Origin of the sequence: Youngiibacter fragilis 232.1 (assembly GCF_000495435.3) — a bacterium.
GTDB classification, from domain to species: Bacteria; Bacillota; Clostridia; order Clostridiales; family Clostridiaceae; genus Youngiibacter; species Youngiibacter fragilis.
This window is the reverse complement of record NZ_AXUN02000198.1, coordinates 80925-101446: the sequence shown is the minus strand read 5'-3', so window position 1 is coordinate 101446 and position 20522 is coordinate 80925. Positions and strand designations below refer to the sequence as shown.

18 protein-coding genes are annotated in these 20522 nt (G+C 49.2%); 1 reads left to right on the top strand and 17 read right to left on the bottom strand.

Annotated features, from left to right (window positions below; genetic code table 11):
- Position 1 precedes the first annotated feature (1 nt).
- From lon to T472_RS14330, 10 genes are all read right to left on the bottom strand, one after another.
- Positions 2–2329 (bottom strand): endopeptidase La, encoded by a 2328-nt coding sequence (gene lon, locus T472_RS14370; RefSeq protein WP_023863670.1) that lies wholly within the window; start codon positions 2327–2329, stop codon positions 2–4.
- 57 nt (positions 2330–2386) lie between these two features.
- A complete protein-coding gene (gene clpX / locus T472_RS14365) occupies positions 2387–3634 on the bottom strand; it encodes an ATP-dependent Clp protease ATP-binding subunit ClpX (protein WP_023385938.1) in 1248 nt (415 codons plus the stop codon).
- Positions 3635–3663: 29 nt separating this feature from the next.
- A complete protein-coding gene (clpP, locus tag T472_RS14360; protein ID WP_023385935.1) occupies positions 3664–4260 on the bottom strand; it encodes an ATP-dependent Clp endopeptidase proteolytic subunit ClpP in 597 nt (198 codons plus the stop codon).
- A gap of 171 nt (positions 4261–4431) precedes the next feature.
- Complete coding sequence (gene tig, locus T472_RS14355) at positions 4432–5727, bottom strand: trigger factor (RefSeq protein WP_023385933.1); 1296 nt, start codon at positions 5725–5727, stop codon at positions 4432–4434.
- A gap of 88 nt (positions 5728–5815) precedes the next feature.
- Positions 5816–6598 carry a sugar phosphate isomerase/epimerase family protein gene (locus tag T472_RS14350; RefSeq protein WP_023385931.1) on the bottom strand — a complete coding sequence of 261 codons (783 nt, stop codon included), beginning with the start codon at positions 6596–6598 and terminating at the stop codon, positions 5816–5818.
- A 42-nt stretch (positions 6599–6640) separates the two neighbouring features.
- A complete protein-coding gene (locus T472_RS14345; protein WP_023385928.1) occupies positions 6641–7408 on the bottom strand; it encodes a hypothetical protein in 768 nt (255 codons plus the stop codon).
- Between the two features lie 5 nt (positions 7409–7413).
- A complete protein-coding gene (locus tag T472_RS19795) occupies positions 7414–7578 on the bottom strand; it encodes a hypothetical protein (RefSeq protein WP_023385926.1) in 165 nt (54 codons plus the stop codon).
- Positions 7575–8723: a tRNA uracil 4-sulfurtransferase ThiI gene (gene thiI / locus T472_RS14340; protein WP_023385924.1), complete on the bottom strand. Its 1149-nt coding sequence runs from the start codon at positions 8721–8723 to the stop codon at positions 7575–7577. Before thiI ends, T472_RS19795 begins: the two co-directional genes overlap by 4 nt.
- 3 nt (positions 8724–8726) lie before the next feature.
- Complete coding sequence (locus tag T472_RS14335; RefSeq protein ID WP_023385922.1) at positions 8727–9857, bottom strand: cysteine desulfurase family protein; 1131 nt, start codon at positions 9855–9857, stop codon at positions 8727–8729.
- Between the two features lie 53 nt (positions 9858–9910).
- On the bottom strand, positions 9911–11068 hold the full coding sequence (locus T472_RS14330; protein WP_023385919.1) for an alanyl-tRNA editing protein: 1158 nt from the start codon (positions 11066–11068) through the stop codon (positions 9911–9913).
- Between the two features lie 252 nt (positions 11069–11320).
- Between T472_RS14330 and T472_RS14325 the strand changes: the two genes are divergently transcribed.
- The gene (locus T472_RS14325) at positions 11321–11722 is read left to right on the top strand and encodes a PspC domain-containing protein (protein WP_023385917.1); all 402 of its coding nucleotides are present in this window, start codon (positions 11321–11323) and stop codon (positions 11720–11722) included.
- A gap of 158 nt (positions 11723–11880) precedes the next feature.
- Here the strand turns inward: T472_RS14325 and T472_RS14320 are convergent, their stop codons facing one another.
- The 7 genes from T472_RS14320 to T472_RS14290 form a co-directional block, all read right to left on the bottom strand.
- Positions 11881–13137 (bottom strand): tetratricopeptide repeat protein, encoded by a 1257-nt coding sequence (locus tag T472_RS14320; protein ID WP_023385915.1) that lies wholly within the window; start codon positions 13135–13137, stop codon positions 11881–11883.
- 1 nt (position 13138) lies between these two features.
- Positions 13139–14437 (bottom strand): helix-turn-helix domain-containing protein, encoded by a 1299-nt coding sequence (locus tag T472_RS14315; protein ID WP_023385913.1) that lies wholly within the window; start codon positions 14435–14437, stop codon positions 13139–13141.
- A 272-nt stretch (positions 14438–14709) separates the two neighbouring features.
- On the bottom strand, positions 14710–15300 hold the full coding sequence (locus T472_RS14310) for a ribonuclease H1 domain-containing protein (RefSeq protein ID WP_023385910.1): 591 nt from the start codon (positions 15298–15300) through the stop codon (positions 14710–14712).
- Positions 15301–15362: 62 nt separating this feature from the next.
- Positions 15363–16502, bottom strand: coding sequence for a YkvA family protein (locus T472_RS14305; RefSeq protein ID WP_023863669.1), 1140 nt, complete (start codon positions 16500–16502; stop codon positions 15363–15365).
- Positions 16503–16507: 5 nt separating this feature from the next.
- Positions 16508–17482, bottom strand: coding sequence for a rhomboid family intramembrane serine protease (locus T472_RS14300; protein WP_023388433.1), 975 nt, complete (start codon positions 17480–17482; stop codon positions 16508–16510).
- Positions 17483–17578: 96 nt separating this feature from the next.
- The gene (pepF, locus tag T472_RS14295) at positions 17579–19369 is read right to left on the bottom strand and encodes an oligoendopeptidase F (protein WP_023388432.1); all 1791 of its coding nucleotides are present in this window, start codon (positions 19367–19369) and stop codon (positions 17579–17581) included.
- Between the two features lie 144 nt (positions 19370–19513).
- The gene (locus tag T472_RS14290) at positions 19514–20413 is read right to left on the bottom strand and encodes a metal ABC transporter solute-binding protein, Zn/Mn family (RefSeq protein ID WP_023388431.1); all 900 of its coding nucleotides are present in this window, start codon (positions 20411–20413) and stop codon (positions 19514–19516) included.
- Between the last annotated feature and the right edge of the window lie 109 nt (positions 20414–20522).

The following is a 20522-nucleotide window of genomic DNA, read 5'->3' as shown; positions in this document are numbered from 1 at the left end:
TCTACTCCTCCACAAGAGACTTGCCTATGACTTCGCTGATCTCCTTCACAGGAATGAAAGTCAGCTTTCCTCTTACGCTTTCCGGCACCTTTTCAAGGTCCGGCACATTCTTCTCAGGTATGATCACCGTATCAATACCGGCCCTGCTTGCTGCAAGTGACTTTTCCTTAAGCCCTCCGATAGGAAGGACTCTTCCGGTGAGTGTTATCTCTCCGGTCATGGCCACATTATGCCTGGATTTCCTGCCGGACAGGGCTGATACCATGGCTGTCGCCATTGTAACTCCTGCAGACGGTCCATCCTTCGGCACTGCACCTTCAGGCACATGCACATGTATGTCCTTGGTCTTGTAGAAATCACCGTTTATGCCGAACTCTCCTGAATGGCTCCTTATGTATGAGTATGCGGCCTTAGCCGACTCCTTCATGACATCACCCAGCTGACCGGTAAGCTCAAGTTTTCCCGTTCCTTCCATGACCATAACCTCTATCGGCAGAATGTCTCCGCCCGCCGGTGTCCATGCAAGGCCTGTGACGACGCCAAGCCTGTCTTCCTTCTCAGCCGTCTCGTACCTGAACCTGGGGTGACCCAGGAACTTCTCGATCATCTGAGGAGTAAGCGTTATGCTCTTCTTCTTGTTCTCAAGCAGATAGGATATGGATTTCCTGGCAAGGCTTGAAAGCGACCTCTCCAGGTTCCTGACACCTGATTCTATCGTATATCCGTCTATCAGGAACTTTATTGCCTTGTCAGACATCCTGAAGCTTCCCGGTTCCATGGAATGTTCCTTCAGGACCTTTGGCAGCAGGTGTCTCTTGGCGATATTGAGCTTTTCCTCATATGTATAGCCTGAAACCTCTATGACCTCCATCCTGTCAAGGAGCGGTCTCGGAACGGTTTCAAGAGTGTTTGCGGTAGTTATGAACATTACCTTCGAAAGGTCCATCTCAAGTTCAAGGTAGTGGTCCCTGAAGCTGAAGTTCTGCTCAGCATCAAGCACCTCAAGCAGCGCATCAGCCGGGTCTCCCCTGAAGTCGTTCGACATCTTGTCTATCTCATCCAAAAGGAAGAGAGGGTTCATGCTCTTCGCCTGCCTCATCCCATAGACTATCCTGCCCGGTATGGAACCTACATAGGTCCTTCTGTGGCCTCGTATTTCGGCCTCATCCCTGACTCCGCCAAGTGACATCCTGACATAGTTCCTGCCAAGAGCCCTGGCTACCGATTTGGCGATGGAGGTCTTTCCTGTTCCCGGAGGACCTACAAGGCAGATTATCGGTCCCTTGAGTGACTTTGACATGGTCTTAACTGCAAGATATTCCACTATCCTGTCCTTGACGTCCTTAAGTCCGTAATGGTCTGCTTCGAGTATCTCCCTTGCCTTGATGATATCGGTTGAATCCTCAGTCTCAACTCCCCAGGGCAGGTCAAGTATCCAGTCAAGGTACGTCCTTATGACACCGCCTTCAGCTGAGTAGCTTCCGGAATTCCTCAGCCTCTCCACTTCATAGAGCGCCTTCTCCCTTGCTTCCTTCGGAAGGTTCTTCGCTTCTATCTTTTCCTTGTAGCTGTTTATCTCCTTGGTGTCCTCATCATAATCCCCGAGCTCTTCCTGTATTGCCTTGAGCTGTTCACGGAGATAGTATTCCTTCTGCACCTTGTCGATGTTGGTCTTTATCTTTGAGCCTATCTTCTTCTCTATCTTTGCTATCTCAAGCTCCTTGTTGATGATCTCAAGAAGCTTTTCGAGCCTGTCCGTAATGTCCAGGGCTTCAAGCAGGGACTGCTTGTCCTCCGGCTTCAGGATAAGGTATGAGCTAACGGTATCCGCGAACCGCCCCGCTTCCTCGATATCCTCAAGTGTTGTAAGAGCCTCCTGCGGCATCATTCCGGTGTGCCTCACGTATGTGTCAAGGGTCTCCTTGACGCTCCTTATAAGGGCTTCCTCCTGTATGTCCTGTATGCCAGAATCCGCTACAACATCCTCCAGCACCTCAACCGTAGCTACATAGCTCGGCTCAGTCTGCTTGAGGTTTACGATCCTCGCCCTCGAGATACCTTCCACAAGGACCCTGACGGTATTTCCCGGGAGCTTCAGGAGCTGTCTGATGACACAGAGCGTTCCTATCTGGTACATATCCTCCAGGGCAGGTTCTTCAACCTTGCCATCCCTCTGGGGAACAAGAAATATCTCCTGATTCTTCAGCATCGCCTCGTCAAGGGATGCTATTGATTTTTCCCTGCCCACATCGAAATGCAGGACCATATATGGGAATATGGTTATTCCTCTAAGGGGTATAAGGGGGAGGGTCCTCCTCTTCCTTTTCATTGATTTCCTCTCTCTCTCAAAATGGACAAACCTTGCGGCCTGTCCATTTCAATTGTATTATGCTGATTCTATGTTCTCCGCCTTCTTGTAGGTGATTATAGGTTGCTTGCTCGAGACTGTCTCGTCAGTCACCAGCACCTTTTCAATCGTCTCATCCGAAGGGACGCTGAACATGATCTCTTTCATTATGTCCTCGATTATGGACCTTAATCCTCTTGCACCCGTATTTCTCTTGATCGCCTCCTCGGCAATCTTTAGCAGAGCCTCCCTGGTGAATTCGAGCTCAACGCCATCCATCTCGAACAGCTTTGTGTACTGCTTGACGAGAGCGTTCTTCGGTTCGCTGAGTATCTCAACCAGAGCGTCCTTGTCAAGGCTGTTCAGGGTTACAACTATCGGAACCCTTCCTACGAATTCAGGTATGAGCCCGAATTTAAGGAGGTCACCAGGAAGTATGTCCTTCAGGGTCTCACCCACGTTCCTCTGTGATTTCGATGCGATTTCGGCACCGAAGCCAATTGATGATTTCTGGGTTCTCTTCTCTATGATCTTCTCTATGCCGTCGAAGGCTCCTCCGACGATGAAGAGAATGTTTGTCGTGTTGATCTGTATGAGCTCCTGATGGGGATGCTTCCTTCCACCCTGCGGCGGGACCGATGCGACAGTTCCCTCAAGGATCTTGAGAAGCGCCTGCTGCACACCTTCACCTGATACATCCCTTGTTATCGAAGGGTTCTCAGACTTCCTTGCTATCTTGTCGATCTCATCGATATAGACTATTCCCCTTTCAGCCTTCTCCACGTCATAGTCGGCGTTCTGGATGAGCTTAAGGAGTATGTTCTCGACATCTTCCCCAACATATCCCGCCTCGGTCAACGTAGTCGCATCCGCTATTGCGAACGGGACCTGAAGGAATTTGGCCAGAGTCTGAGCAAGAAGCGTCTTGCCTGAGCCGGTCGGACCAAGCAGCAGGACGTTGGACTTCTGGAGCTCAATGTCACCGTTCTTGACCGGGAAGTTGATCCTCTTGTAGTGGTTGTACACTGCAACAGCCAGGGACTTCTTTGCTTCATCCTGTCCTATCACATACTGGTCAAGATGGTTCTTAATCTCCTGCGGTTTCGGAAGACTCGAGATATCCACCTGGTTCTTTTCTTCAAGCTCCTCCGCGATTATCTCGGAGCACAGCTCTATGCACTCATCGCAGATATAGACTCCGGGGCCTGCTATCAGTCTTCTGACCTGGTCCTGGCTCTTTCCGCAGAATGAGCATTTCAAAGCGTTCTTGTCATCATATTTGGCCATATCATCACCTCTTGCGGCTGAAGGAGCGCCTACTCCCCAACCTTTTCGTGTTTCTCCATGATGCTGTCTATCAGGCCATATTCCTTGGCCTGCTCAGCTCCCATGAAATTATCCCTCTCGACGTCATTCTGGATCTTTTCCAACGGCTGACCTGTCTTTTCGGATAATATCCTGTTCATCGTGTCCTTTATCTGCAGTATCCTCTTCGCGTGTATCTCAATGTCCGTAGCCTGCCCCTGGTATCCCCCAAGCGGCTGATGGATCATTACCTCGCTGTTAGGGAGGGCGAATCTCTTGCCCTTGGCACCTGATGCCAGTAGGAATGCTCCCATTGATGCGGCCATTCCTATGCAGATCGTAGCCACATCAGGCTTTATGTAGTTCATAGTATCGTAGATTGCCATTCCTGCAGTGATTGACCCACCCGGGCTGTTGATATATAGGTAAATGTCCTTGTCAGGATCTTCACTTTCGAGGAAAATCAGCTGTGCGACCACAAGGTTCGCGGTAACGTCGGATATCTCGCCCGACAGCATTATTATCCTGTCCTTGAGGAGCCTCGAGAAGATGTCGTATGACCTCTCTCCTCTGTTGGTCTGCTCAACGACCATTGGTACTAGACTCATTGTAGACCTCCTGATTTAAAAAGATTTCTCTGTACATTATACCCTAAAAATCTTAACTGCAACTAAAATGCATTATAAACAATATATTAACGCCTGCAGTTCCTAAGTCCAAGGCTTTCCTGAAGGCAGAAATTGCCAGAGGAGCAAACTCTTCTGGCAATTCGGTCTGGCTTATTCCGCGTCTTTTGCTGCAAGAGCTTCAAGGAGCGCAAATGCCTTGTCTGTCTTTATCTCCATCTCAAGGTCAGGTCTGTTTGATCCAAGAAGGATCTCCATGAACTTCTCCTTGCTTTCTCCATACTGTCCGGCTATCTCCTCAGCCTTGGCAGTCACTTCCTCATCAGTGGCAAGAAGCCCTTCCTTCTCGATTATCTTCGAAAGTACAAGGTCATTCTTGACTATCTTCTGTGCATTTTCCCTGAACATGTCCCTGAGTCCGTTGTCGTTCGAGCCTGTCATCTCCATGTACATCTTCTTGTCAACGCCCTGGTATGCAAGCCTCTGCTCGAAATCCTGTACAAGCCTGTCAACCTGTGTCTCCACCATTGACTGCGGTATGTCTATCTCGGTCTTCTCAACTACAGCAGCGAGAAGGTTGTTCCTGTATTCGGACTCTTCCTTCTTCTTGCCAGCTTCCATGAGCTTTGAAGCTATGCTTTCCCTGAGCTCGGCAAGTGTCTCGAACTCGGATACCTCTGAAGCGAATTCGTCATCAACCTCAGGATATTCCTTTGCCTTGATGTCAAGGACCTTTACCTCGAAATCAGCAGCCTTTCCGTTAAGGCTCTCCACTCCGTAGCTCTCAGGGAATGTTACAGTCACGACCTTCTCTTCTCCTGCCTTGAGGCCCTTTAGCTGCTCCTCGAAATTATCTATGAATGTGCCTGAACCGATCTCAAGCTCGAAGCTCTCGCCCTTGCCGCCCTCGAATTCAACTCCGTCTACCTTTCCAAGGAAGTCAATGACTGCAGTATCCTTGTCCTCTATAACGCTGCCTTCAGCCTTTGAGACAAGCCTTGCATTCTTTTCCCTGAGGCTTTCGATCTCCTTATCTACCTCAGCTTCATCAGCAGGATAGGATGGCTTTGCTACGCTCAGTCCCTTGTACTCCGCCACCTCGAACTCAGGATATACGTCAACAGTCGCCTTGTAGAGGAAGTCCTTTCCCTCTTCAATCTGTGTTATGTCTATTTCCGGATAACCCACCGGGCTTATCTCTGTCTGAGCCACAGCCTGAGGATATGTCTCGTTCAGAAGCGCATTGCTCGCATCATCAAACAGGACCTCCACTCCGTAGAATCTCTTTACCATATGGAATGGTGCCTTTCCAGGTCTGAATCCCTGTACCCTGAAATTTCCTGCATTCTTCTTGAAGGCCTTCTGCAGGGCTTCATCGAACTTCTTGCTTTCTACTGCGACTTCAAGCAGTACCTTGCTCGAGCTGAGCTTCTCCAATTTGACATCCATAATATGAATTCCTCCTATACCCTTACGGGTCTGTTTTCAATTAGTAACCAATATATTATATATGAACTTCAGCGCATTTTCAATGCTGTCACAAAAGTCCTGCAAGCAGTCTCCGGCTCCTCGCCAGGTCCTCCACAGAATCATAGTTGTCCCTGTATACCTCAATTATGCCCGGACCCTCGTAGCCGACCCTTTCAAGCCGCGCCTTAAGCTCCCTGTAGTCAAAGGTCCCGGCTCCCGGAAGGAGGCAGGCATGCTCCCTGTCGTTGTCGTTAAGGTGCAGATTGACAAGGTCACTCCCGTAAATGTCAAGATATTCATATGGGGACCTGCCTGCCTTAACAGCCTGCTTGATGTCAAGGGTGAACTTCAGGGGCCCTTTGACTCCATCCTTCAGCCTCTTAAGATACTCGATGTCTCCTGATAGGCACCATGAGACATTCTCCTGCCCTATGGATATTCCCTGTTCGCCTGCAGCATCTATCATCTTCTCATATACATAGATGATGTCCTTCATCTGGATCTTGTTTCCATGGTTCGATACGAGACCATGGAACGTATAGACCCTTGCACCCAGTATACTCCCGAACTTCACAAAATCCTTGAATATCCTGAAGAAATCATCCCTTCTTCTCTCATACCTGTCAAAGAGATATGGTTCAAACGCTGAGCTGACAGTATGGATCGAGCTGACCTTGAAATCACTCTTTTTTGCGATATCAGACAGCATATGACCATACTCCTCGGTAAACTCAGAGAAGCTGTTTGCGAATATCTCGCCAGTCCTGAAGCCCTTCGATGCAACTAGTCTTATCGCATCCTCAGTTATCTCATCAGGATAGAATATGGCGGTTGAAATCCCTATGTCCAATTCCTCACTCCCCTACAACCTTGAATTCCGGAGCAAGGTACCTCACTCCCTTACCACCTTCAACTCCGGAGTAAGGTAACTGACCTTCCCGTCCATTGTCACCATGAGGCCCTTATCGCTCAGCTCGCCGAACACGACTTCGCTGCCCTTTATGCTCTGGAAGCTCCTGTGTGTCTTTCCGGTGATGTCGTACAAGTACATGTACCTTTCAGCTGCCTTGAACCATGGAAGCATGGACATGAAGACCACCTGGTTTTCCGAGAGGAACCTTGGCTCCTCTGACCAGACGAAGCCATCTATCCTTGCCATTATGCTTTCCTTGGATTCGGTATAGCCCTTGCTGTTCCTGTACACCCTGTAGGTTATGTCAGTCTGTATCCCTGTCTCGTCAACAAGGACCATTTCCTGTGTCTCCCTGTCAAAAACAACAGCAAGCTTCTTTGAAGGCGATACATCACCCGACCAGAATTCAGCATCATCCACAGGAAGGAAGCTGAAGGAACCATCTGTCAATTCATAGAAGACTTCAGCCTCCCTGCCGGAAGGAAGCGTCACCTTGTATGACTCCGGAACAATCACCTCCGGCTTTTCTTCAGCCACTGGCACTGTAGGGACGACTGAAGGGTTCTCCTTAAGGTACTTTTCCTCAGCAATCCTCTGCCTTACCTGCTCAACCTTGTGCATCAGGGGCTTGTAGACTGCAAATGCAATCAGCAGTAAGACAGCTGACCCTATTGCAAGGTTCCTCAGGAACCTCTTTCTTTTTCTTCTCTTTTCATACTTGCTGCTGAATATGCTCGTTTTGGACATTCGTATCACTCCTTGATGTCAGTCGGGCCTTTTTTCAGCATATCGGCATTAATCGAATTGCCATTGCCGCACCCGCAGCCGCCTTCCCTGCAGCATGAACCTTCGCGCTCGAAATTATCAGTATACTCCTCGTAGCCGTGTTCAATCTTTTCCTTCAGGAAATCATTCAAAGGTCGAACACCTCCCTGCCTTCCACAGCCCTTTCCACGAGGGCTTCCACATCAAGTGCCTGCTCATGGGCCTTTATTATCTTCAGCTTAGGCTTGGTCACCGGATGCTTCGGTACAAATATGGTGCAGCAATCCTCATATGGAAGTATCGAGGTCTCGAACGTCCCTATTTCTTCTGCGATCTTTATGATGTCAGTCTTGTCCATCGCGACCAGAGGCCTAAATACAGGCCTGTCCCCTGCATCATCTGAAACCACAAGGCTCTCCATTGTCTGCGATGCTACCTGTCCAATGCTCTCACCTGTGGTAACTGAATGGATACCAAGCTTTTCAGCCAGGTTGCATGCGCACATCATCATAAACCTCCTCATGATGATGGTAAGCTCATCCTCAGGACATTTCTCCATGATCGCCATCTGTATTTCCGTGAAAGGAACCACGTGCAGCCTTATCGCTCCGGTGTAGCCTGACAGTATCCCTGCAAGCTCCTTGACCTTGTCCTTGGCCCTCTCAGATGTGTACGGATGGCTGTGGTAGTAGATCGCATGGACCTCAATGCCTCTCTTTGCCATCATGTATCCCGCAACCGGTGAATCTATCCCGCCTGAAAGCATGAGCATGGTGCTGCCGTTCATTCCGTATGGCATTCCCTGCACAGCCCTTACCCTCTTAATGTAAACATAGGCTTTGTCCCTCACCTCAACGTTCACTGTTATATCAGGCTTCCTGACATCCACTGAATATCCCTCAAGTGCGTCAAGTATCCTTCCGCCAAGCTCCATGCTGATTTCCATGGAATTCATCGGGAACCGCTTGTCAGCCCTCTTCGTCTCCACCTTGAAGGTGCTTCCTTTCGGATGGGATGCTACCACCTGAATAGCAAGCTCTGCCATGCCCTCCATGGTCCTTTCGGTCTCCCTTACAAGGCAGACCTCGGAGACCCCGAAGACCCTTGCAGTCTTCTCAAGCAGCCTTTCAGCCTCCGGCCCCTTGATGAACCATCTGTTCTGGTCCGTCACGAACTCATATTCCTCACCCTTCAGGACATTCTTAATGTTCGACCGAAGCTTCTGCTCGAACTTCCCGCGGTTAAGACCCTTAAGGAATATTTCCGGAGCATATTTTACAAGTATCAATTCATTCAAAGCTTATTTCCTCCTGAGGAAGCTGAAGGCTTCCTTCATCGCTCCCAGCGCGTATTCTATCTCATCGTCTGTTGTCATTGCCGAAATGGACAACCTTATGCTTCCCTTTATTTCCTTCTGCGACAGTCCCATTGCCGTAAGCACGTGGCTGTCCTTTGTGCTGTTTGACGAGCATGCGGAACCAGTGGAGACGCATACCCCTTTTTCACTGAGGTACCTCAGCAGTACCTCACCCCTAAGGAAAGGTGCTGAGATGCTCAGTATGTATGGTGATGTGGTCTCAAGCGGCGAGTTAAGCACGATGCCGTCAACCCCTGACAGCTCGCCGATGAGTCTTCCTTTAAGCACATAAGCCCTGCTGTAGTGCTCATCTGTCTTCTCTCTCATCTCCCTGATGCTCTCAGCGAACCCGAGGATACCTGAAACGTTAAGGGTCCCAGCCCTCATACCCATCTCATGGCTTCCACCGTGGACAAGTGACTCAAGCTTAAGCCCTTTCCTTACAAACAGCATTCCTACGCCCTTCGGTCCATGGACTTTGTGTGCAGATGCTGTCATGAAGTCGACCCCCGTTTTCCTGACATCCACCGGCAGCTTCATGAGGCCCTGTACAGCATCCACATGGAGCCTGGCCCTTGAGCCTGATTCCCTGATTGCCGCCGCTACCTCGCCGATAGGGTTGATGGCTCCCGTTTCATTGTTCACCATCATCACAGATACCAGTGAAGTGTTCTTCCTGATTGAGCTCCGAAGCTCATCCATGTCAAAGTTTCCGAACCTGTCCGATTTCAGCCTTGTGACCTCTACGCCGGACCTTTCAGCTTGCTCCATTGACCTCATTACGCTTGGATGCTCAGTGGACGTAGTTATAAAATGCGCGCCTTCCCTTATGAAGGATTTTATGACCTGGTTGTTCCCCTCAGACGCGGAGGCATTGAAGATGATCTCCTCCTTGAGGGCTCCGATCGCTGACGCAACTGCTGCCCTCGCTTCAGTGACAGCATCATCGGCGGCCATTCCCACCCTGTGCAGTGAGCTGGTGTTTCCCCACAGCTCTCCCAGCGATGAACAGACCTTTTCTATGACAGCCCTAGAAGGCTTTGTCGTTGCAGCATTGTCCAGGTATGCTTCCATATTATTCTCCTGACTTTAAAAATCAACTAAAGCTAAATGTACCACAAGAAAGTTCAAACCTCAAGCCTGAGAAGGGCTTCGTATATTCTTGATATGAATCCTTTAAGCTCAGCCTCGTCCTTAAGATAGCCCTGCGCCATGGACCTTCCTCCGCCGCCCCTGAAGTCGTAGCCCGCCTTCGCCTCAGAAAAGAGCTTCCCGGCATGGGCCTTCTCCCCGGTGAACGCGTATACCCTGAAATCTTCCTCCCTATAGAGTACAGCAATCTTACCTCTGTTAACCAGGGCTTCACCGGTCTTCCTTATGACCTCGGGATCGAACCTCGACGAGGCTACCACGAAATCTTCTCCAAACGTGTCCGCCACAGCTTCAGCAAGATAGTCCGAGAGCTCTTCGTTCTTCCTCTCGAGCTCCTCCTTATCCTGGATCAGACTCACAACCCTAAATGGCAGCTCGTCGTTTCCTGCCATCAGCTCTCTTCTAAGTGTCTTAAGTATTTCTTCTGACTCCAGTATATAGTCATAAGCCCGCCTTCCGGCATAAAAGTAAACCCTTGAGCCTTCCTTGTATCTTTCGGCCTTTGCAATCCTCAGTATCAGGAGCCTCCCCAGCATATCGACGTGGGTTCCTCCACAGGCAGATGAATCTATGTCCCCAATCCTTACTATCCTTATTCCTGATTTAAGGCTTGTCTCCTTCCTTAGTGCAACATCCCTGAGTCCACCAAGGTCTGTCATAAAGTCAGTTACCTTCAGGTTTTCCATGATAAGCCTGTTAGCCTTCTCCTCAGCCATCCTCAGCTCCTCGTCAGAAAGCAGCCTGTCAGTATCTATGGTGGAATGTTTTGCTCCGAGATGGAAGCTCAAAGTATTCACACCAAATCTATCCGACAAGACAGCAGAAAGAAGATGCTGTGCAGTATGCTGGGCGCTGTGGTCCTCCCGGGTATCCCGGTCAATTTCACATGAAACCGGCATGTTTATAGTAAGCCCTGCGTATTCTGCGAGCTCATGGAAGACTTCACCGTCTTTCCTTACTACGGACAAAACTTCCCTTCCATTGATGGCTCCCCTGTCCGAAGGCTGTCCTCCCCCTTCCGGATAGAACCAGCTCTCATAGAGTGTAAGGAAAACCTTCCCTCCAACCACGCTGATACTCCTGATCCTTGTTTCGAACGACAGCTTGTCCCTGTCCCTGTGGTAAAGCTCCATATAACGCACCCCTTCTGCAATGTTTCAGCTACATTTTACCAGATGATTCAAATTCGCGCCATTTTACATCAATTTCACGCATCCGAACCTGAAATGCATTAACTGCATCCTGCCCGGCTTGAAACGGTATTTTATCCACCATGGAAAATCAGTGCACATATCCTTTCCATTTGTTTTTGTTTTCACATGTATTTTAATTTGGTTTTAACGAACTGCCCATATAATCAAGGTGTAGTAAAGGAGTGGAATGCAATGGACAGAAAATTATGCAAGAACAGAGACAGAAGGATGCTTAGCGGAGTGCTGGCAGGATTCTCAGATTACCTTGGCATTGATGTCACGATCCTAAGGATCGGCTTCGTTATAGTTGCAATATTCACAGAAATCTTCCCGCTGCTTATCCTGTATGTCATACTTGCGGTACTCATGCCTGACTGCGACAGGGTATACGGCAATGAGAGCCAGAACAGGTCTTACGGTCCTGAAGTCAAGTCAGACCCATGGGCAAAGCAGGAGCATTCCGAAGGCCCGAGGGTTGAGAGGAAGACCGATGGTCCATCCTACAGGAAGGCTGGCGGCAGCTATGTGCCAAAAGATGACGGTTACGGTCCTGAAGGCTACCGTGAAATCAAGGAAGACGACAAGGTCAGGTAAACCTCACTGCTGATAATGTTAGGGAATTGACAAGGCGGAAAAAACTGAGCGTGATTCAGGTTAAAAGAAATGGAAGGAGGAAATCCTCCTTCCATTTCTTTTGAGTGCTGCTGGTAAACATCACATTAAAAAGTCCTGCTGTTCACCTATGCCTGCTGTCAAAGTGAAGATACGCTCATTGACAGGTACTTTACAGCTTCCTGCTTGTTCCCCATCTGGTAATATATCTTCCCAAGGTCCTTGTACCTTTCAGACAGCTCCCTGGATCTTCCCTTCTTCATCAGAAGGTCCAGAGAGACGCTCATGTAGGTTTCAGCCTGGTCATACTTTCCCTTTCTTCCGAGAAGCATCCCCTTGTAGTAGTATGCCTTCTGCATGTAATCAGTGTCCCCGTTCTCTATGGCAGAATTGACCAGCATGTCTATGTACTTGTCAGCTTCGTCATAAAGCCTGTTCTCTGCAAAGATCTCCATGGCTGACATCAGAAGCTCAGTGCTTTCACCAAGCTTGTCCTTGGGGAATATTTCAGCTGCCTTCTCAAGCTCCCTGTAGCCTTCCCTGCTCTTCCCGCTCTCTATCATGTTAATCGCGAGTATGAACTTCGCAGTGGCGAGCTGCTCAGGATAGTCCTCAAGATACTTGTTGACCTTCGAATAGTCAGAAGCCGCATCGCTCTCCAGCTTACCTGTCGTGCTCAGTATGTAGAACAGCAGGTGTATCTCTCCAAGGATGACCTTGCTGTCAGTCTTATCCATAAGCGCCTTCACATTTGCAGCATATTTGGACGCCCGTTCGTATTGACGTGTGTACACATAGCACTGCATAAGCATGTATGGTATCTGCAGCTTAAGGTCATTGGTCATGGATTCCGGCAGCTCATTGAAATGGTCCATGAGATTCTGGAGGTATACCGCAGCATTGTAATATTCCCTGGTGTATATGAGGTACTTCGCCATAGTGTAGATGTACAGGTACAGAGTCTCCTTGTTCATGACCCTTATCAGTGTCTTGTAAAGGTTTGAGATCTCAACGGTAAGCTGCTCGGTCTTGTTCTTTGCCATGAAGTAGTCTATGAGCTGCAGCCTTGCCATGAACGCCTGTGAATAAAGGCCGTTCTGGTTGGCTATGAGGATAAGGTCCCTTACCTCTTCCTCATAGGTTCCTGAAGCCCTTTTGGAATCCAGGCTCTTAAGCTCGTCAGTTATCTCCTGTACCATGTCCTTCTTGAGGTACTCCACGTCAAGGTTAAGCCTTTTGGCTATAAGCTTCAGTATCCATTCTTCTGCCTGTACCTTGCTGTTCTCAATGGTACTTAGCTTCGAGACAGAAATCTCCTTGCCGCATAAGTCCTTGAGTGTCATGTCCTTCTGTATTCTTGCCCTTTTTATCTTTTCGCCTGTCGTCAGTATATCCATATCATCTATCCCCGCTTATCTCATTCAGGATGCCGACGGACTCATCCAGGAAGCCTTCGGCTTCTTCAGTCTTTCCACGATCAAGATAGTATTTTGAAAGGAGGATCAGAACCTCCGCTTCCTCATCCTTGTAGCCCTTGGTCTTAGCAAGCTGTGCTGCAAGTATCAGGTTGTTGAGGGCTTCCCTGGAATTCTTCATCATACCCTGAACCTTGGCCTTGAGCCTGTAAAGATGAAGGTTATCGAGGCTATCGTCCTCCTCAAATAACTTTTCAAGGAATTTCATGGTATCAAGGCTGTCACCATGCCTTCCGAGATATGCCTGACATTCGACTATCGAAAGCAGTATGTCGTTGTATCTGCTGTCAGATGTCATCGAATATATGTCCTTGGCCCTCATGAAATGTGAGAGGGCTTCATCGTAATCCTCGAAGCCCAAGTACAGTTCTCCAAGGCTCTGCTCCATCATTGCATATTCCTTTTCTGAATCATAGTCCTTGAACAGGTCCAGCGCCATGGAGGAATAGGTGAGCGCTTCCTTAAGGTTGCCTTTGGCCTCGTAATCCTCAGCAAGGGCTGTCAGCAGGTTCCCATAGCCTATCCTGTCGCTGAGCTTCTCGAACTTGTCGCTGCAAAGCCTGGTGTATTCCTTCGCCTTTTCAAGCTTTCCAGTCTTCTGGTAGCCCATCGCAAGGTAGAAGTATACCTTACCCAGCAGAAACTCATCTGTTATGATCTCTTCCTTGAACAGGGATTCGGACTTGTGGAAATAGCTGAGTGCAAGAGGGATCAAGTCTGAGTTCAGGAAGCTTTTCCCTGCGAACATGAAATTCTCGAGGAAACCCTCATAATAGCTGATCGATGAATAAATGAGGTTGCACTTGAAGAGGTAGTCGTACGCCTCTTCATACTCCTTCATTTTTGTCTTGTAGACACCGCGAAGGAAAAGGTTCCTGGCCTTAGCAAGGCTAAGGTTGTACTTGTCCACAAACCTGTCAGCCTTGTCTATGAATGCCATTGCCTTATCAATGTCGCCATGGGTAAGGTTTATCTCTGCCATCCTGTTGTAGTACTTGCAGATGGTCTCTGCCTGAGTTACCTCTGATTCCATGAAGTATTCAACCGAAACATCCAGGGTTGCAGCCAGATATTCGAGCAGATCCATGGAGGGATTTGACTTTCCGGACTCGACAAGGCTGATCTGGCCAGGAGTTACCCTGTCACCTGCCACATCCTTCAGAGTCATGTCCAGTTCTTTTCTACGTTTCTTGATTTTCTCCCCTAAAGACAATACTTCCATAACAATTATCTCCCAACACAAATAGAATCTGTTTTCATTATAACATATAAACAGATTCAAAAAATACCAGAAAATAATCGAAATATAGAATTCTTTAATAGGATTCACGGTTTAGACCAAAAAACACCATTTTATACGTATCTGACAAGACATTGTCATGATGCTTCGAGCACCTTTTTCAGATAAAGCAGGCCTTCAATTCAATCAGATAATATTTTTATGTATAACACATCAGAATTCAGGAAAAAGAGGAAGCACGTCTTTATGCTCCCTCATTTTCTGAATGCCATTTTCGCCATTTCATCCGCCCGGTCGTTGAACCTGTTGCCGCTATGCCCCTTCACCTTGTGGAAAATGACCTTCAGGTCAACCGAAAGCTTCCTGTAGTGTTCGTGATAGCCCATTGTAAGGGCGTTGTTCCTCTTCCAGGTCCCTATTGCCCAGGATTCGATGCCCTGGTAGTCAAAATACAGGTGCAGCTTCTTGTGGCCGTTCCTTATGGCATATTCCATTGCCTTTATCGCACCAAGCACCTCACCCGCCACGTTCCTCATCGAGCTGAACTCACCCTTCATCGCATAGCCCTCTGAATGGATCTCCTCACCGCCTGAGACCACAACCAATCCGTAAGCGTATCTCCCGGTCTCGAGCTCGAAGCTGCCGTCCACATAGACAGTGAGACCGTCATCGTCAGATTCCGTCTCCTTCCTCATGCCTATGAACTCCTCTGCCTCTGCCAGTGTCAGAAAGCCCTTGTAAAGGGCACCCTTTGCTCCTGTCACTTCCTTCTTTGCCTCACTCCACTCCGTGAATATCCTTGGTTCCTTCGAATGCCCGTTGACCACTCCGTAAAACTTTCCCAAATTACCACCTCAAAGGGCCGTGGATCCTATCCACGGCCCGGATTAATTCTATTACAATGGTACTATACGTCCCTCATTTCCGCAAGCTTAGGCGGAACTCCAGGCTCCTCCTCGATGACCTTCCTGAATATGGGTTCAAGGTCGATTGTCTTCACTTCGTTTTCAGGAGTGAGATATGCCTCGTCGGCAAGGTATGACTTCCTTGTCTGCTCGAGCTTTGCATCTATTATCCCGTATGCCTTGTCAAGTGTCTTTCCCGGTGTGAAGGACATCACAGTCGGCACATTGTCCCTTATGAGCTTCAGGGTCTTCAAGTCCCCCTGCCAGTGCTGTACGATTATCGGGATCGGAATCCTCGTCATCATGTGGTTGACTCCGAAGGTTATGAGTGCTATGTCGTCAACTGCTCCAAGCAGCGGGATCCTGTCAGGTAGCAGGTCAAACGGCAGCAGAGGATAGCCGAGGGTCACTGAAATAATGACCTTATCCCTCTTGGACACCCTCTTGTCCTTCAGCAGCCTGTAGGAAAGCGCATATATGTCAGGAAGCGCCATCGCATACCTGAAGTACTTCCTCGCACCCTCAGGAGTCTTCCTGTGGAGCGTATCCCTGAAGTCGGTATAGCTGTCCCTGGTCCTATCCATGACCGAAAGCCTTCTGTTGAACTCCGCGACCCTCTTTTCTTCCTTCTCCCTTGCGGCCCTTTCCTCAGCTTCCTTGTCCCTGTTCGCTTCAGCCTGCATGGCGTCGATGTCTGCTGAAATATCCGCAATGGAAAGTGAAAGGAGCCCATCCTGCATAATGATGTGGTCTACCGTCAGACCTACATGGGGAACAGTTGACAGGATGCTCGATATGTTGGCCTTAAGGGCTCCATCCTTATACTCTATCCCCATTTCCTTTGCCTTGCCTGCGGCAGTCTTGGAAGCTATGGAAAGTATGAATTTCGGTATCCCGATCTTCAGGACCTTCACCTGGGCTATCTTAAGGGTGATCACATTGTCAGATACATCAAGTATCTTTATCTTCCCGAGGAAGGGTATGCTGATGCCATACTTGTAGCTGCCCTTGACAAGTATCGAGCTGTCCTCAAGCTCCACTGTTTCAAATGCAAGCCCGGGCACCTTGGGTTCCACCATGACCCGCAGGTCGTGGAGCAGGTCTTCAGCCCGCATGGTAGTTGTGACTGACGTAACTTTCATAACTTTCACTCCTCACTCGCTTTGGGACCCCTTCCGGCAAGCAAGAGCGTTGACGCCATGCCCCCGAGGAGACCTCCTATATGCCCGAAATTATCTATTACACCGCTTCCGGCAAAACCTATCATTAGGTTTATGCCCAATATGAACAGTATGTTCGGCAGAACCCTCCTCAACCCCTTCTCCCTGCTCCTTAAGGCAAGCACAAGGAATGCGCCGAGAAGCCCGAAGATGGCACCTGACGCCCCCACTGAAACGCTTGGCGTCATGAAGTAGCTGAGAAGTCCCGAGGTGATGGCCGAGATGAAGTATATGGCGGTAAACCTTGCCTTCCTCAGCCTCATCTCAAGGAACGGCCCTAAATTGTAAAGGGCGTACATGTTGAAGAGTATGTGCATCAGGTTCCCATGAAGGAAAGCTGAAGTCACAAGCCTCCACCACTCACCCTGCCCTATCAGCAGGTTGAACTTGGCTCCAAGATACACAAGTACATACACATTGATCTCAGTGGACTGAGAAAGGAACGCCGATGCTGCGAATACCATGATGTTGACCGCGATGAGTCCCATGGTTACAGGTGCGGAAGCTGCCATATCAGACAGCGTCATGGGCCTTGTCCCCTTCTTCTCCTCCGTGAAGAGGGCAAGTGTCTCCTCATCCGGAAGCCTGAGATTCCCCCCGGGGTCAATGGTACCTTCATGGTATCCCGGACGGGATAAGCCCGAACCCTGGTAGCCCCTCTCTGCAAACACAAGGTTCACCACGTCAAAGATGACACCTTTGAAGGACGCAAATTCATCGAACGACAAAAGCTGCTGCTCCTCCTCGCCTTCGCGGGAGAATATGACAGCCTTCATGTAGCCTCCTCTTTCCCTGTATGCAAAATAACCCAGGTCCCTGTCATATGCCGGAAAGACATCAAGGCTGAAGCCCTTACTGTCAACCAGCCGATCCAGGACCGCTTTCATATATCCAACGCTCATATCTTTTCTCCTGTATATATTCTATATTAGCCTATAAGCTAGCGCTTATAAACAAGGAAAGGACCGATAGGCACTTTCTTTTCAGTAAATTCATATTTAGGACACAACTTCCTCGAGCATGTCGAGAAGCTCGGCAAACCTCTTCACTGTAGCCTCCAGAGGTGCCTTCGAGGTCATGTCAACGCCGGCAGATGCAAGCACATCGACAGGATAGCCGCTTCCGCCCGCCTTGAGGAATCCAAGGTACTTTTCAACGGCGCCTTCCCTGCCCTCGAGTATCATGTCGCAGAATGCGCTCGCGGCAGCATAGCCCGTTGCATACTGGTATACGTAGAAGTCGCTGTAGAAATGAGGGATCCTCGACCATTCGCTCTCGATCTCCTTGTCAAGGACTATGCCCTCTCCGAAATACCTCCTGTTGAGGTCGAGCCATATCCTGTTGAGGTCGTCACCAGTAAGCGGCGTACCTCCGATCAGTGACTCATGCGTGATCTTCTCGAACTCGGCGAACATGAGCTGCCTGAACACGGTTGTCCTGATCTGCTCAAGCTCCTGGTTGATAAGGTAGAGCTTTCTCTTCTCATCGGTCTCAGTCTCTATCTGGTGGTGGATAAGGAGCTTCTCGTTGGTAGTTGAGGCAACCTCTGCGACGAATATCGTGTAGCCTGCGTATATGTATGGCTGCGTCTTCCTTGAATAATATGAGTGAATCGAATGACCCATCTCGTGTACCAGAGTGGAAACATCCCTCAGGTCGTCATGGTAGTTCAGGAGTATGTACGGCAGTGTGTCGAAGCAGCCTGATGAATAAGCCCCGCTCCTCTTTCCCTTGTTCTCGTATATGTCTATCCATCCGCCTACGATGCCTTCCCTGAATATGGACAGGTACTCCTCCCCAAGCGGCTTGAGGCCTTCAAGGGACATTGCAACACCTTCCTCGAAGGATATCTTCTTTTCCGGGATGTCGATTACCGGCACGTACAGGTCATACATGTGGATCTCATCAAGCCCCAGGAGCTTCTTCTTGATGTCTACGTATCTGTGCAGCTCCTTCAGGCCCTCGTTTATTGTACCTATGCTGTTGTGGAACACAGCTTCAGGGATGTTGTTCGGTGAAAGCGCCCTTTCAACAGGCGAGGTATATTTCCTTAGCTTCGAGTCGATGTTGAAGACCTTCATGCTCGCGGTCAGAGTCTGTGCAAGAGTGTTCTTGTACTTTCCGTAAGTTGTGAACAGCTCAAGGAATGAGTTCCTGCGGAGCACCCTGTCCTTCGACTGTATGAAGTTCCTGTATTTCTCCTCGGTGAGCTGATGCTCGTTTCCTTCAGAATCTGTTACGTTCCCAAAAGTCAGGTCTGCATTCGAGAACATGTTGTAAATCTTCTCAGGGGCGCTCAGGGAATCCCCGAGGCTCGCCAGAAGCTCCTCCCTTTCCTTTGAAAGCACATGGGGCTTGTCCTTGGCTATGGACTCTATGTGGAACCTGTAAAGTTCGAGGTCAGGGTCAGTAAGGTACTCATTCAGCTTTTCATCAGGCAAAGCGAGTATCTCAGGGACGAACCATGAGGTAAGTGCCATGAGCTCTGAATAATACTCCGATACCTTAGCAAGCAGAACCTGCTGCTCTCCGTTGGTAGTATCCTCATCCGACTTCATGTGCGCATATGAGTAAAGCTTCTCAAGCCTTCTTCCATAGGTCTCATAGTCCTTCAGGTATCCAAGGAGCGCTTCCTTTTCCCCTAACCTGTCCTTGTAGCCTGAAAGCACCCCTGCCTCAGCCTTGACCGCCTTGAGCTCTTCCTCAAAATCCGCATTGGATGCGAAAATGAGGTCAAGTCTCCATTTGTACCTGTCATCAACTTCATTCCTTGACGGTATCTTTTCCAAATTTCTGACCTCCCTGCATTGTTTACGATGTTGTTAATACTTGTATATAACCAATTATCCTTATTATATCAATATGGGGAGGGGAATACAATTCCCCTCCCCATATGTCATTTTTCAGTTATTCCAGCATATCCCCATGCCGGCCTATTCCATGCTCTTCAGTATCTTGTCGTAATTCTCCTTGATTGTCTGAAGAAGGTCCCCTTCGCTCTCGAGAGGATTGAGCGTCTCTGTGGATGCCCCTACCTCCCTCGCAAGTGTCTCCGATACCTTGGGAGATGCCTGCTCTTCAAGGAAAATTGTCTTTATCCCATTCTCTTTAGCAAAGTTTATCAGTTCTTCCAGCTTCTTGGGAGTAGGTTCCCCCTCCTGGAAAGGCCCTTCGACTGACATCTGGACAAGTCCCAGCTCCCTGCACATGTACCCGAAGGCAGCATGGCCTGTCACGAAGGCCTTCCCCTGATATGGTGCGAACTTCGGAAGATACTCCTCCTTCAGTGCAAGGGCATCCTTCCTGAAGGCTTCCAGGTTCTTCCTGAAATACTCCGCATTTTCAGGGCTTGCGGCGCTAAGCGCCTTCTCAGCGTTCTCGGCCATGGTTACCATTCCGTCCAGGCTCAGCCATACATGAGGGTCAAAGTCACCGTGCTCCTCTTCCTCACCCTCGTGTCCGTTCTCCTCAAGGCCTATAAGGCCGATCCCTGAAGAGAGCTCAGCTGTAACCAGACCCTTTGACCCTGTGGTCTCCTTTGCCTTGTCAGCCCAGGGCTCCATGCCGAGTCCGCTTATGAACAGGATACTGGATTTGGACAGTGTCTCCATGTCCCTTATGGTCGGCTCGAAATCGTGCGCCTCGCTTCCCGCAGGGACCATCCTCGATGCCTCTACCTTGTCGCCACCTATTATAGTTACTATCTGGTGGACAGGATTGATCGTTGTCGAGACGGAAATCTTCCCAACCGCATCACCCTTCTCTCCCGAGCACGCAGTGAATACCACCATTGCAGCGAGTACCGCTGCCGCTATCTTAAACTTTCTTTTCAAAATTAACCTCCATGAGTTGCAAATGATTCGCATCAATGAATATAATATAAGCATGGATGCCTGTTGTCAAGAAGCATACAAATCTTTGTGGGCAGGCATACAAATCTTT

What these genes read in the sequence shown, in the direction of transcription:
- lon (WP_023863670.1), bottom strand. Translation starts at nt 2,329, where the DNA reads ATGAAAAGGAAGAGGAGGACCCTCCCCCTTATACCCCTTAGAGGAATA.
- clpX (WP_023385938.1), bottom strand. Translation starts at nt 3,634, where the DNA reads ATGGCCAAATATGATGACAAGAACGCTTTGAAATGCTCATTCTGCGGA.
- clpP (WP_023385935.1), bottom strand. Translation starts at nt 4,260, where the DNA reads ATGAGTCTAGTACCAATGGTCGTTGAGCAGACCAACAGAGGAGAGAGG.
- tig (WP_023385933.1), bottom strand. Translation starts at nt 5,727, where the DNA reads ATGGATGTCAAATTGGAGAAGCTCAGCTCGAGCAAGGTACTGCTTGAA.
- T472_RS14345 (WP_023385928.1), bottom strand. Translation starts at nt 7,408, where the DNA reads ATGTCCAAAACGAGCATATTCAGCAGCAAGTATGAAAAGAGAAGAAAA.
- T472_RS14335 (WP_023385922.1), bottom strand. Translation starts at nt 9,857, where the DNA reads ATGGAAGCATACCTGGACAATGCTGCAACGACAAAGCCTTCTAGGGCT.
- T472_RS14330 (WP_023385919.1), bottom strand. Translation starts at nt 11,068, where the DNA reads ATGGAGCTTTACCACAGGGACAGGGACAAGCTGTCGTTCGAAACAAGG.
- T472_RS14325 (WP_023385917.1), top strand. Translation starts at nt 11,321, where the DNA reads ATGGACAGAAAATTATGCAAGAACAGAGACAGAAGGATGCTTAGCGGA.
- T472_RS14320 (WP_023385915.1), bottom strand. Translation starts at nt 13,137, where the DNA reads ATGGATATACTGACGACAGGCGAAAAGATAAAAAGGGCAAGAATACAG.
- T472_RS14315 (WP_023385913.1), bottom strand. Translation starts at nt 14,437, where the DNA reads ATGGAAGTATTGTCTTTAGGGGAGAAAATCAAGAAACGTAGAAAAGAA.
- T472_RS14305 (WP_023863669.1), bottom strand. Translation starts at nt 16,502, where the DNA reads ATGAAAGTTACGTCAGTCACAACTACCATGCGGGCTGAAGACCTGCTC.
- T472_RS14300 (WP_023388433.1), bottom strand. Translation starts at nt 17,482, where the DNA reads ATGAGCGTTGGATATATGAAAGCGGTCCTGGATCGGCTGGTTGACAGT.